This is a genomic window from Marinomonas sp. 15G6-16 (assembly GCF_055809555.1).
The window spans coordinates 3,117,804-3,130,272 of sequence record NZ_CM147916.1; the positions used below are offsets into that span (position 1 = coordinate 3,117,804).

Here is a 12,469-nt window from a genome sequence, read left to right on the forward strand (position 1 = left end):
AATGAAAAATGTTTTGGTTTATTGTCGTCAAGGCTTTGAAAAAGATTGTGCGGCAGAACTGTCAGAGGTGGCCAGTAATAAAGGTTTCTATGGTTATGCCAAAGTAGTTCCTGATTCTGGCTACGTAGTATTTCACCTCGATCAAGCGGATGCAGGTGAATCATTGATCCAGCAGTTGCAGTTTAATCGCTTGATTTTTGCTCGCCAGATTATTGCAGTGAATGATGTGATTGAGTTGGAGCAAGGTGGGCGAGTTGAGTTGTTGCTTGAAGCGGCTCGTGAGTTGCCTCTTGCTGAAGAAATCTGGATCGAAACGGCGGATACTAATGAGGCGAAAGCCTTATCGGGTTTAATTAAAAAGCTCGATAAACCTTTGAAAGAGGGTTGGAAAAAGTCTGGTGTATTACGTAATAAAGCCGTGGGTGTTAGGCATCACGTTTTCTTATTGAGTGGTGAAGAAGCTTATTTAGGTGTTTCTTATGCGGCTTGTCGAAGTGAGTTTCCTTTGGGGATTCGTCGGTTACGTTTTCCTGCTGCAGGTCCGAGCCGCTCGACTCTTAAACTGGAAGAGGCCTTTTTACAGTTTGTTCCAGAAAAAACACGCGAAGCAGATTTGACTGAAGGTATGACGGCTGTTGATTTGGGGGCTGCACCTGGCGGTTGGACTTATCAGTTTGTTAAAAAAGGCATTCATGTTTTTGCGATTGATAATGGCCCGATGCAGAAAGAATTGATGTCGACTGGGTTAGTTCAGCATGAAAAGGCGGACGGATTTAAATTTGAACCGCCTTATACAGTTGATTGGTTGGTTTGCGATATGGTGGAGCGTCCAATAAAAGTGGCTGAATTAATGGCAAAATGGTTGGCAAACGGCTGGACGCGACGCGCTATTTTTAACTTAAAATTGCCAATGAAAAAGCGCTTTCAAGAAGTCTCCTTGTGTTTGCAATTAATTGATGACTTATTGAAAAAGTCTGGCGTGGGTTACCAATACCAAGTGAAACATCTTTATCATGATCGTGAAGAAGTCACTGTTTGCATTATGGTTAAGTAATCACTGTTATAGTTAGCAAGATCAAAAAAACGCCTTATAAATATATTTTTATAAGGCGTTTTTTATGGTTTTCGTTATTTGTCTATATCCTAAATAGATTCATTCGCATGGAAGATACTGTAACCCATTGCTTCTTCCATTAGTGGGTCTCGCTCATATACGTCATGGCGGAATTCTGGCATGCCATTAGCGTTCGGAACCACGGTGAAGTAAACCAAGTATACAGGAATGTAAGTCGGTAATGAGATCACACTGTTGCTTGCGGATTTCAGAGTTTTCGTCATTTCATTGAAGCTCTTACTGCCTTTGGTTATTTCCCTTGCAAACTCATCTGGCTTTTCTAATCTCACGCAACCTGAGCTAAATGCTCTGTCTGTTTCGCGGAAAAGGTGTTTTGCCGGAGTGTCGTGTAAATAAATGGCGTTTTTATTTGGGAACATAAATTTATATTGGCCCAGTGCATTTCCTTCATCTGGCTCTTGCTCAAATCGATAGCTTAGTTTGCTTTCTTCTATACTGTTCCAATCGATTTTTGTTGGATCGAGCTCTTTCGCCCCAATGCTCCAACTTGAATAGACTTTGTAGCCTTGTTTAGAAAGGTAATTTGGGTCTTTTTGTAGCTTCGGCAACAGGTTTTCTCTGGCTATTCTGTGTGGTACGCGCCAAGTCGGGTTGGTTACCATATACGTCATTAGGCCTTTAAATACAGGCGTTTTTCTTGACGGCTTGCCGATTACGGCTTTCATTGATGTTAATTCGCCGTTTAAATGCATATCAACTGTGTAGTTTGTTAAGTCTACCCAAACGCGATTTGGCTCAAGCTCGCTTGGAAGCCAGCGCCATCTTTCAAGGTTGTATGCGATTTGTTTTGCGCGAGTTTCCAGTGGAACATTAAGCATTTCGACTGTTTCTGAGCCTGCTGAGCCATCAGCAGTGATGTGGTGGCGACGTTGGAAGCGTATTAGTGCTTCTTTGAGTCGTATATCAAACTCTTCTTCATTCACCTTTCGAGTAGAGAATCGGATGTCTCCTAACTGCACAAGTCGAGCGCGTAGTTGGGCTACTCGTGGGCCTTCTTCACCAATAGATAAAAGTGAGCCTGGATCAATTCGGATATCTTTTTCTTTTGCTGCGATATCCTGATAATAAACAAGCCACTTCTGAAGTATTTGGTAATGAGGGTGGCGTGGTGCCAAGAGCGGAAGGTAGTTCACCATGTCGGTTGCAGATTCTAGATACAGTAACTCTTTCCAAGCGTTACTTGGCGCATCTAGTTGCCAATTCGGGTCGATTAACTGGGGCTCGTATCGACCATTGCTAAGGTCGTGAGCATAGCTCGTGAGTGCGATTGTGGTGATGACATCCATCTCAGCAAGCTGCTGTGAAGTCGGCTCTTTTAGATCCAAATACTCTTTAATGATGTCTGTGTGATAGTGGATTGGATTGAGACCGTGGGAGTAGGATTGCTCAAGGATATCAACAAGCTTGTAGATGGAGGTGTTTATTCTTTTGTTTTCGATCCAGACAGGTTCATAACCGCGATATTGGTAAGCATCAAGAACACTGTTGTTAGGAAGTGCTTGACCTGCAACAGGGGTGAAAGCATTTAGAGTGAGTGCCACTTGTTGTTTTACACTGGTTTCTATTTGCTGTTCGCTGGGCGGTTCAACTGTAAATTGTTTGCTTGTATTTGAGGTTGAACAAGCGCCTAAAAGTAAACATACGCCAACTAATGTTAATCGTTTGACTACGAATGTCATAAATTTTTCCTTGTTGCTAAACTGTTTTTGGTGTGCGTGTATAGTTTTCTAGATCGTTTAATATTGTTATGGCTTCTTCTTTACTGCTACCACACACGTATTGTTCTGGTGTGAAATCTTTGCAGACTTTCGGTCTTTCTGGATCTCCAAATATAGCACAGGTTAAATCGGGTAAAAGCTGAACACAAACGACTCCAGCTGGTTTTCCATGTGGCATGCCAGGAATAGGGGAGCTGATTGATGGTGCAATGCAGCACGCGCCGCAACCTGATCTACAATTCATAATACTATCTAATTTTAATTGAGCTATTATAGTAACAAGTTAATTAGATGTTTAATATTTTATTGGTGTATGTGCTTGTATTTGAGGCTTTTTTACCTCGCTTTTTTGCAGTGCCGTGCCTAGAATGAAAAAGTAATAATGATACTTCTCATAATAGAGTTCTCTGGATGATAGTTGAAAAGAAAATATTAGTTGTTGAAGACAGTCCTGTCGTTTTGAAAGTGCTTAAGCACTTGTTGTCGCAAAACCCAGAATTTATTCCGGTGCTTTGTGATTGCTATAAAGAGGCTGAGAGAAGGCTAAACTCAGAAGGGAGTGAGCTCTTCGCTGCTATTGTTGATCTCAATTTGCCAGATGCTGAAAATGGTGAAATTGTCGATCTGGTTTTGTCGTATAAGCTTCCGTGTGTGGTGTTAACTGGTAACTTTGATGATGATTTACGCCTCAGTCTTTTGAATAAAGGGGTTTTGGATTACATAACCAAAGACAGCCGATATTCTTTTAATCATGTAATCAAAGTAATTGAGCGTTTAGATAAAAACCAAGGCATTAAAGTCTTAGTTGCTGAGGACTCGTCGACAAGTCGATTGTTCATTAAAATTTTGCTTGAACAATATCGCTTCGAAGTGATTGAAGTTGAAAATGGGCAAGAAGCATTGGCAAAGCTGGAAGCTGATTCTGACATTAGAATGTTGATTACAGATCATAATATGCCTTTGGTAAATGGTTATGACTTGGTTCGTATGTTACGACAAAATGCGCGCTTTCGTGATTTGGTTATTATTGGTCTTTCTTCTGAAGGGGATAGCTCGCTGACGGCTAAGTTTATAAAAGCGGGTGCGAATGATTTCCTTAAGAAGCCTTTTTACCATGAAGAGTTTCATTGTCGGGTTATTCACAATTTAGAAGCTCAAGAAATGCTTGAAACAATCAGAGATTTGGCGAGTATTGATCCGCTAACAAAGCTGAAAAATAGACGTTATTTATTTGACGATGGAGAGAAGTTATATCGCAAAAGCGCTCCAGATATCTCCCTTGCTATGCTCGATCTTGATCATTTTAAGCAGGTTAACGATACATATGGTCATTCTATTGGCGATGATTTGCTGGTGGAGATGGGGAAAGAGATAACCAAAGCGTTTCCTGATGTATTAGCTTGTCGTTTTGGTGGAGAAGAGTTTTGTTTGCTTGCCAATTTAGATGGGGCGTCTTTATTGGTGATGATTGAGCGCTTTTTGGAAGCTATTCGCTCTAAGCAATATACTGATGCTAAATTGACTGTTACTTGTAGTGTTGGGGTTTGTTCTAACACAACATCTTCGTTGCACGATTCCATTATTGTGGCTGATCACAATTTATATGAAGCAAAACGTGGCGGACGAGATCGGGTCGTAGCAGACTTTTAGTTTTCTTCGTATGAACTCTTAGAAGCAAAAAAAGGCCACGATTAAAGTGGCCTTTTTTGTATTGCTAGGTAGCGTTAACCCTTTAGCATTTTCGCTAGAATCGGGTTAACAATACCAGGATTGGCTTTTCCTTGAGAAGCTTTCATTACTTGCCCAACAAAGAATCCAATCATTTTTTTCTGTTTATCGGGCTCTGCTGCTCGATACTGTTCTACTTGTGCGGTGTTGGCATCCAAAATTGCTTGGATCATACTTTCTATTGCCGCTGTATCGGTTACCTGTTTTAGGCCTTTTGCTTCGATGATTTCATCGGCTGAGCCTTCACCTTGCCACATGGCTTGGAACACATCTTTCGCTGTTTTGCCGTTGATCGTATTGTCTTTGATGCGAACTAAAAGCTCACCAAAATGTTCGGCACTGACTGGGGCTTGATTGATCTCAAGCTGTTCCTGATTTAGCTGCTTACTTAGTTCACCCATTACCCAGTTCGCTGTTAACTTAGCGTCTTTGGCGATTTTATTGGCGCTTTCAAAGTAATCTGCCATGGCACGTGATGAAGAAAGAACGCTTGCGTCATATTCGCTGAGTTTGTGCTCTTCTTCGAATCGCTTGGCTTTTTGGCTTGGTAACTCAGGTAGCGTTGATTTGATTTCATCAACATAATCCTGAGTTAAAACGACAGGTAATAGATCTGGACAAGGGAAGTAACGGTAGTCGTTAGCGTCTTCTTTTGAGCGCATGCTACGAGTTTCGTTTTTCTCTGGATCATAAAGACGTGTTTCTTGGACAATACGACCGCCATCTTCAAGGATGTCCATTTGTCGTTCGATTTCTGTATAGATGGCTTTTTCAATAAAACGGAATGAGTTTACGTTCTTAATTTCTGTGCGAGTGCCGTATTCTTCCTGACCTTTCGGGCGCAGTGATAAGTTAATGTCACAGCGCATTGAGCCTTCTGCCATGTTGCCATCACAAATGCCTAAGTAAGTCACAATTGAATGAATCATTTTTACATAGGCGACTGCTTCTTTTGCTGAGCGGATATCGGGTTCAGAAACGATTTCCAATAGCGGAGTGCTGGAACGGTTAAGGTCAATTCCTGTCATGCCTTGGAAGTCTTCATGCAAAGACTTACCAGCATCTTCTTCTAAGTGTGCTCTGGTGATGCCAACACGAGAGGTGGTGCCATCATCAAGCGTCACATCTAAATAACCTTTACCTACAATTGGGTGATCCATTTGGCTGGTTTGGTAGCCTTTTGGAAGGTCTGGGTAAAAGTAGTTTTTACGAGCAAATACAGAGGTCATGCCAATTTCTGCGTTTACTGCATGGCCAAACATGACCGCCATTCGTAATGCTTCTTTGTTAAAAACAGGCAGTGCGCCAGGCATTCCAAGATCAACTAGTGTTGTTTGGGTGTTTGCTTCAGCACCAAAACCTACAGCAGCGCCGGAGAATAATTTTGATTTTGTGGTTAATTGAGTGTGTATCTCAAGACCAATGACAACTTCCCAATTCATTTTTATGCTCCTTTTGCCATTTCTGGTGTTTGTAAGTGCCAATCAGTGTGCTGCTGGTATTGGTGAGCAACATTGAGTAGTTTGGCTTCGGCAAAGTAGTTCCCCATGATTTGAAGGCCTACAGGCATGTTATTTATAAAGCCTGCTGGAACAGACATGGCTGGGATACCGGCAAGGTTGACCGATAGGGTGTAAATATCTTCTAAATACATGGCAACTGGGTCGTTCGTTTTGCTGTCCAGTTCAAATGCTGTGGTTGGTGCTACAGGTCCCATGATCACATCAACTTCATTTAACGCGTTAACAAAGTCTTCTTTAATTAGACGGCGAATCTTTTGTGCTTTTAGATAGTAGGCATCGTAATAGCCTTCCGATAAAGCGTAAGTACCGACCATAATGCGTTTTTGCACTTCTTGGCCGAAACCTTCTGCACGTGAGCGCATGTACATATCGAGCAAGTCTTTTGGATCATCACAACGATGTCCAAAGCGAACACCATCAAAGCGAGACAGATTAGAAGACGCTTCTGACGGTGCAATGACATAATAAGAAGGGATGCTGAGTTGTAGGTTGGGTAGTGAAATCTCTTTCACAGTGGCGCCTAGCTTTTCAAATTCCTTTACTGCATCCATGATGGTTTCTGCCACTTTCGTGTCTAAGCCGTCACCGAAGTACTCTTTAGGTAAGCCTATTTTGAGACCGGTTAGTGGGGCATTTATATTGGCTAGATAATCTTCCGATGGAGTCTCAGAAGAGGTGGAGTCTTTTTCATCGAAACCAGCCATGGCTTGCATTAGATGAGCGCAGTCTTCTGCACTTTTTGCCATTGGACCACCTTGGTCAAGGCTGGATGCGTAGGCAATCATGCCGAAACGAGATACTCGGCCATAAGTCGGTTTGAGCCCTGTGATACCACAGAAAGAGGCTGGTTGACGAATCGATCCGCCAGTGTCTGTGCCTGTTGCTGCCACAGCAAGTCCAGCAGCTATTGCGGCCGCAGAGCCACCAGAAGAGCCGCCTGGAACTGTATTTAGGTTCCAAGGATTTTTGACAGCACCATAGAAACTATTTTCGTTTGATGAGCCCATTGCGAATTCGTCCATGTTGGTTTTACCAAGCATGACGGCACCGGCTTGCTGAATTCGGCTGGTTACTGTGGATTCGTAAGGCGGGATGAAGTTGTTTAGCATTTTTGAGCCACAAGTGGTTAATGTGCCTTGTGTACAAAATAGGTCTTTATGAGCAACTGGGATCCCTGTTAGTGGTGTGCCTTGTCCATTTTGCAGTAGGGCGTCAGCCGCTTTCGCTTGCTGCAGTGCTAATTCATCACTTACGGTGATGTAGCTGTTAAGCTGAGGATCCAGTGTCGAGATGCGCTTTAAAAAGGCCTGTGTTAGCTCTACGCTGGAAATATCTTTGTTTCTAAGTTGTTTTGCTAAGGTCGAGATGCTTTGTTCGAACATGGTTTGCTCTCTTAATCGATCACTTTCGGTACAAGGAAAAGGCCAGCTTCAGATTGAGGAGCGTTGGCAAGGAAAGCGTCACGTTGATTGTCTTCTGTGACGACGTCGTCTCTTAATCTTTGTGTCATTTCAAGAGGGTTTGAAAGAGGTTCAACACCATTGGTGTCTACTGACTGCATTTGTTCAACCAGTGATAGCACGCTAGATAGAGAGTTTTGATATTGATCGGCATCTTCCTCGGTTAGAGCGAGGCGCGCCAAGTGTGCAATTTTTTGCACGTCTTGTTTGTTTATAGACATGTTTCACCTGATTTTGGGTTGTCGAAAATGCTTCATATTGTATCTCTTAGTTGAAATGCTATAAAGCTAACTACGTGGAAAATCTAGGTTATTTATATTTTTTTTATGAAAACTCACAAACATTGGATTTCGTGGGAACTTTTTTGAGATTTACGTTGAATCCGCTTGCCCATTGGCCTAGCGATTGTTACATTTTGACACTATTCGTATCGTATTTATCAGGATGTAAGAATTCATGTTTAAAAAAATCAGGGGAATGTTTTCAAGCGATTTGTCTATTGACTTAGGAACGGCAAATACCCTTATTTATGTTCGTGATCGCGGAATTGTGCTTGATGAGCCTTCTGTTGTTGCTATTCGACATAACGGCAACCAAAAAACAGTAGCGGCAGTGGGTGTTGAGGCGAAACGCATGTTGGGCCGTACACCAGGTAATATTACCGCTATTCGCCCGATGAAAGACGGTGTTATCGCTGACTTTCATGTAACTGAAAAAATGCTTCAGTACTTTATTTCACAAGTTCATGAAAACAGTTTTCTAAAGCCTAGCCCTAGAGTTCTAGTTTGTGTGCCTTGTAAATCAACTCAAGTTGAACGTCGAGCGATTAAAGAGTCTGCATTAGGTGCGGGCGCGCGCGAAGTTTATATCATTGAAGAGCCTATGGCTGCTGCGATTGGTGCTGGTTTACCTGTAGCCGAAGCGTCAGGTTCTATGGTTATTGATATTGGTGGTGGTACAACAGAAATCGCTATCATTTCTTTAAACGGTATTGTGACATCTGAATCTATTCGTGTTGGTGGTGACCGTTTCGATGAAGCGATTACAACTTATGTACGTCGTCAGTATGGTAGTCTTATTGGTGATGCTACGGCCGAACGAATCAAAACTGAAATCGGTATGGCTTACCACACAGGTGAAGAGTTAACGATTGACGTTCGTGGTCGTAACCTAGCTGAAGGTATTCCTCGTTCATTCTCTCTAACAAGCACTGAAATTCTTGATGCACTACAAGAGCCACTTGCTCAGATTGTTCAGGCGATTAAAGGTGTTCTTGAACAATCTCCACCTGAATTGGCCGCTGATATTGGTGAAACAGGTTTGGTTCTAACCGGTGGTGGCGCTTTGTTGCGTGAATTGGATCGTTTGATCAGTGAAGAAACCGGTTTGCCTGTTATTATTGCAGACGATCCTTTGACTTGTGTGGCTCGTGGTGGCGGTATGGCACTAGAGTTAATGGATAAGCACGCAGCAGAATTATTTACAGCTGATAACGAGTAATAGTTAGGGGCTTCTCATTAATAATTCGCTTCACTTTAGTGGTCGAATCTCTAGCACTCGTTTTGTAGTGCTAGTGATTCTCTCACTTGCCATGATTATTGCGGATATACGCTTTTCTGCCTTCTCTCATGTTAGACCTTATCTGACCTTACTTGTGACCCCAATTCAAATGGTGGTTAATACACCTAAACAAGCATTTATTTGGGCTGGTGAGCATCTTGAAAGTCGAGAAAGCTTGGTTCGAGAAAATCAGTCTTTGCAATCCGAAATTCTTATTTTGCGCAGCCGTCAGCAAAAGCTTGACTCTTTGCAGGCGGAAAATACTCGTCTGCGAGAGCTTTTAGATGCGTCTCAACGAGTAGAAGAAAAGATTGTAATGGCTGAGGTTATTGGCTTTGATCAAAATGCTTATAGCCATAAGCTAATGATTGACAAAGGTTTCTCATCGGGTGCGTATGTTGGTCAACCTGTTCTGGATGCGACTGGTGTTTTAGGGCAAGTGGTGGAAACGGCAGCTTACAGTAGCCGAGTACTATTGATTGCGGACGCTAGTCACTTTGTTCCTGTTCAATTGTCTCGCACAGGTTTTAGAGGGATTCTTCGAGGAACGGGAAGCTTAACTCAAATGGAATTGATGAGTGTTCCTCGGTCTGTTGATATTAAAAAAGGCGATGTATTAACAACATCTGGCCTCGATAATCGATTCCCAAGTGGCTACCCTGTTGGTGTCGTAAAAAGTGTTAAGTACACTCAAGGCGATGCTTATGCGGATGTGGATGTCGTTCCTCTCGCTCAATTGGGAAGAAGCCGTCATATTATGTTAATAGATAAACCAGAAGCAGAGCGCGAATGAAGCCGATTTTAGTTTTTAGTGTCACTCTTTTAACGGCTCTGATGTTGGAGGCAATTCCTTTTCCAGAAGAGCTTGTTTGGTTTCGACCAGAATGGGCCTTGTTGGTTATCTTGTATTGGGTAATCGCTTTGCCATTTAGAGTGGGAGTTGGCTTTGCTTGGTTTTTAGGTCTGATGATAGATTTGCTACAAGGCAGCATCATTGGTCAGCATTCTCTAACATATGTCATCATCGCTTATACTTGCGCTGTCTTTTATAAGCGCTTGAGAATGTATCACCCTTGGCAGCAGGGTTTTTTTGTTTGCATTCTGGTGAGTGTGAATCAACTGGTAGATTTTTGGGTGGATCATTATGTGGGATATGCGGAACCTACTTTAATGATATTTATGCCCGCCGTTATGACTGGTCTACTGTGGCCTTGGTCTTTTGTTATTTTACGCAGTGTGAGGCGTATGTACGCTATTCGCTAAGCTGCTTTTTAGGAAAAACTTATGCTTGTTTTGGCTTCTGCTTCACCTAGAAGAAAAGAGCTACTGAGTCTTTTAGTTAAATCATTCGAGGTTTTGCCTGCCGATATTGATGAAACACCAAAGTGTCATGAGCAGGCAGAAGATTATGTTCTACGGATGGCCGTAGAAAAAGCAAAAGCAGCGGCATTAAAATATCAATCTTTGCCCACTTTTGATGAAAGCGCGATGTTTATTGCCTCCGACACCAGTGTTGTTGTAGATGGTGTGATTCTTGGCAAGCCACTTGATCTAGACGATTCCAATCGAATGTTGCGACTTTTATCAGGTCGATCTCATCAAGTCTTAACTTCTCTCTGTGTTTACCATTCAAAGCATCAACATTTTTTAACTAAGTGCGTTGCAACGGATGTGACTTTTCGCTCTATTTCTGATGTGGAAATAGAGCAATATTGGAAGTCTGGTGAGCCTCAAGATAAAGCGGGTTCATATGCTGTTCAAGGTTTAGGCTCCGTATTTGTTACGTCCCTTTCTGGTTCTTATTCTGCTGTTGTCGGTTTGCCTTTATTTGAAACTGCACAACTCCTTAATCAATTTGGAATTCATTCGTTAGAGGAGATGTCTCATGAGTGAAGATGTACTCATTAATGTCACTCCAATGGAAGTGCGTGTTGCGCTTGTTGAGAATGGTGTTTTACAAGAAGTTTATATTGAGCGTTCTAGTCGTAAAGGGATTGTTGGCAATATTTACCAAGGCAAGGTGGTACGTGTCCTTCCTGGTATGCAAGCGGCCTTTGTTGATATTGGGCTAGAAAGAGCTGCTTTTATTCATGTGTCTGAGGTGGCTGATCGTGATGCAGTTAATCCAAGTGATCAAATAGGAGATTATTTACGCGAAGGCCAATCTCTTGTTGTTCAGGTGACGAAAGATCCTATTAGTACAAAAGGGGCGCGTTTAACCACACACCTTTCCATTCCCTCTCGTTATCTTGTTTATATGCCAGATCAAACCCATGTGGGAGTAAGCCAGAGAATAGAAGACGAAGCTGAGCGTGAAAGACTGAAAACATTGGTATCAGAAGCCTTAACAGATGCAGATGAGAACAGTGGCTATATTTTAAGAACGGCAGCAGAGAAGGTCGGAGAAGATGAAATTCTTGCTGATATAAAGTTCTTAACGCGATTGTGGCAATCGGTAAAACGTCGTATGCAAAATGCCAAAGCGCCTTCTATTATTTATGATGACTTACCTTTGCATCTTCGAACCATGCGAGATTTGGTTGGTTTAACCACAGAAAAAATTCGTATTGATTCGAAAGAAAATTATGCGAAATTACGATCTTTTGCGGATGATTTTATTCCAGAGTTGAAAGATAGAATTGAATATTATCCGGGTGAGCGTCCAATATTCGATCTTTATAGTGTTGAAGATGAAATACAAAAAGCATTAGACAGAAAGGTTCAGCTTAAATCTGGTGGTTATCTGCTGGTTGAGCAAACGGAATCTATGACAACCATTGATGTGAATACAGGTGCTTTTGTTGGCAGTCGTAATTTAGAAGAAACGATTTATAAGACAAACCTTGAAGCGGCAACGTCAATTGGTCGGCAGTTGAGGTTACGAAATCTCGGTGGCATTATCATCATTGACTTTATTGACATGGAAGATGAAGAGCATAAGCGTCAAGTTCTGCGAATGCTTGAAAAAGTATTAGAGTTAGATCATGCGAAAACAAAGATAACAGGTGTGTCTGAGCTTGGCTTAGTCGAGATGACACGTAAAAGAACTCGAGAGAGTTTAGGCCAGACTTTATGCGAACCATGTCGCTCTTGCCGCGGTAGTGGTTTGGTAAAAACACCTGAAACGGTATGTTATGAAGTGTTCCGGGAGATTTTGAGAGCAGATCGTGCTTATAACTCGCAAACTTACACTGTGTTAGCTGCTAGTTCGGTTGTTGAGCGCTTTTTAGATGAAGAAAGTGCCAGTGTTGCTGAATTGGAAGCCTTTATTGGAAAAACCATTCGTTTTCAGGTGGACTCAGTGTACACACAAGATCAATATGATGTTGTGCTCCGTTAGAATCT

Annotated in this window: 12 protein-coding genes; 7 read left to right on the top strand and 5 right to left on the bottom strand. The window is 42.2% G+C overall.

The window, feature by feature from the left end:
• Position 1: 1 nt before the first annotated feature.
• Positions 2-1,054 carry a 23S rRNA (cytidine(2498)-2'-O)-methyltransferase RlmM gene (gene rlmM, locus AC0L46_RS14770; RefSeq protein WP_473504655.1) on the top strand — a complete coding sequence of 351 codons (1,053 nt, stop codon included), beginning with the start codon at positions 2-4 and terminating at the stop codon, positions 1,052-1,054.
• An 89-nt stretch (positions 1,055-1,143) separates the two neighbouring features.
• Here the strand turns inward: rlmM and AC0L46_RS14775 are convergent, their stop codons facing one another.
• Positions 1,144-2,814, bottom strand: a complete 1,671-nt coding sequence (locus AC0L46_RS14775; RefSeq protein ID WP_473504657.1) for a L,D-transpeptidase family protein — start codon at positions 2,812-2,814, stop codon at positions 1,144-1,146.
• Between the two features lie 16 nt (positions 2,815-2,830).
• Complete coding sequence (locus tag AC0L46_RS14780; RefSeq protein WP_473504659.1) at positions 2,831-3,097, bottom strand: YkgJ family cysteine cluster protein; 267 nt, start codon at positions 3,095-3,097, stop codon at positions 2,831-2,833.
• Between the two features lie 167 nt (positions 3,098-3,264).
• On the opposite strand from AC0L46_RS14780, the gene AC0L46_RS14785 reads away from it, so the two are divergent.
• The gene (locus AC0L46_RS14785) at positions 3,265-4,503 is read left to right on the top strand and encodes a GGDEF domain-containing response regulator (protein WP_473504661.1); all 1,239 of its coding nucleotides are present in this window, start codon (positions 3,265-3,267) and stop codon (positions 4,501-4,503) included.
• Between the two features lie 74 nt (positions 4,504-4,577).
• Here AC0L46_RS14785 and gatB read toward each other — a convergent pair whose 3' ends face one another.
• From gatB to gatC, 3 genes are read right to left on the bottom strand one after another with little or no spacing between them, the layout of a single operon-like run.
• Positions 4,578-6,023: an Asp-tRNA(Asn)/Glu-tRNA(Gln) amidotransferase subunit GatB gene (gene gatB / locus AC0L46_RS14790; protein ID WP_473504663.1), complete on the bottom strand. Its 1,446-nt coding sequence runs from the start codon at positions 6,021-6,023 to the stop codon at positions 4,578-4,580.
• 2 nt (positions 6,024-6,025) lie between these two features.
• The gene (gene gatA / locus AC0L46_RS14795) at positions 6,026-7,486 is read right to left on the bottom strand and encodes an Asp-tRNA(Asn)/Glu-tRNA(Gln) amidotransferase subunit GatA (RefSeq protein ID WP_473504665.1); all 1,461 of its coding nucleotides are present in this window, start codon (positions 7,484-7,486) and stop codon (positions 6,026-6,028) included.
• A gap of 11 nt (positions 7,487-7,497) precedes the next feature.
• Positions 7,498-7,785, bottom strand: a complete 288-nt coding sequence (gene gatC / locus AC0L46_RS14800) for an Asp-tRNA(Asn)/Glu-tRNA(Gln) amidotransferase subunit GatC (protein ID WP_473504667.1) — start codon at positions 7,783-7,785, stop codon at positions 7,498-7,500.
• 235 nt (positions 7,786-8,020) lie between these two features.
• Between gatC and AC0L46_RS14805 the strand changes: the two genes are divergently transcribed.
• From AC0L46_RS14805 to rng, 5 genes are all read left to right on the top strand, one after another.
• The gene (locus tag AC0L46_RS14805; RefSeq protein WP_414681969.1) at positions 8,021-9,064 is read left to right on the top strand and encodes a rod shape-determining protein; all 1,044 of its coding nucleotides are present in this window, start codon (positions 8,021-8,023) and stop codon (positions 9,062-9,064) included.
• 67 nt (positions 9,065-9,131) lie between these two features.
• Positions 9,132-9,917: a rod shape-determining protein MreC gene (gene mreC / locus AC0L46_RS14810; protein ID WP_414681968.1), complete on the top strand. Its 786-nt coding sequence runs from the start codon at positions 9,132-9,134 to the stop codon at positions 9,915-9,917.
• Positions 9,914-10,387, top strand: coding sequence for a rod shape-determining protein MreD (gene mreD, locus AC0L46_RS14815; protein WP_414681967.1), 474 nt, complete (start codon positions 9,914-9,916; stop codon positions 10,385-10,387). Before mreC ends, mreD begins: the two co-directional genes overlap by 4 nt.
• Before the next feature lie 21 nt (positions 10,388-10,408).
• Positions 10,409-11,017: a Maf family protein gene (locus AC0L46_RS14820; RefSeq protein ID WP_473504670.1), complete on the top strand. Its 609-nt coding sequence runs from the start codon at positions 10,409-10,411 to the stop codon at positions 11,015-11,017.
• Positions 11,010-12,464, top strand: a complete 1,455-nt coding sequence (rng, locus tag AC0L46_RS14825) for a ribonuclease G (RefSeq protein ID WP_414681965.1) — start codon at positions 11,010-11,012, stop codon at positions 12,462-12,464. Before AC0L46_RS14820 ends, rng begins: the two co-directional genes overlap by 8 nt.
• The last annotated feature ends 5 nt before the right edge of the window (positions 12,465-12,469 follow it).

Coding starts and splice junctions, on each gene's coding strand:
- gatC (WP_473504667.1), bottom strand. CDS start 7,785: ATGTCTATAAACAAACAAGACGTGCAAAAAATTGCACACTTGGCGCGC.
- gatA (WP_473504665.1), bottom strand. CDS start 7,486: ATGTTCGAACAAAGCATCTCGACCTTAGCAAAACAACTTAGAAACAAA.
- AC0L46_RS14780 (WP_473504659.1), bottom strand. CDS start 3,097: ATGAATTGTAGATCAGGTTGCGGCGCGTGCTGCATTGCACCATCAATC.
- gatB (WP_473504663.1), bottom strand. CDS start 6,023: ATGAATTGGGAAGTTGTCATTGGTCTTGAGATACACACTCAATTAACC.
- rlmM (WP_473504655.1), top strand. CDS start 2: ATGAAAAATGTTTTGGTTTATTGTCGTCAAGGCTTTGAAAAAGATTGT.
- AC0L46_RS14820 (WP_473504670.1), top strand. CDS start 10,409: ATGCTTGTTTTGGCTTCTGCTTCACCTAGAAGAAAAGAGCTACTGAGT.
- mreD (WP_414681967.1), top strand. CDS start 9,914: ATGAAGCCGATTTTAGTTTTTAGTGTCACTCTTTTAACGGCTCTGATG.
- AC0L46_RS14775 (WP_473504657.1), bottom strand. CDS start 2,814: ATGACATTCGTAGTCAAACGATTAACATTAGTTGGCGTATGTTTACTT.
- AC0L46_RS14805 (WP_414681969.1), top strand. CDS start 8,021: ATGTTTAAAAAAATCAGGGGAATGTTTTCAAGCGATTTGTCTATTGAC.
- rng (WP_414681965.1), top strand. CDS start 11,010: ATGAGTGAAGATGTACTCATTAATGTCACTCCAATGGAAGTGCGTGTT.
- AC0L46_RS14785 (WP_473504661.1), top strand. CDS start 3,265: ATGATAGTTGAAAAGAAAATATTAGTTGTTGAAGACAGTCCTGTCGTT.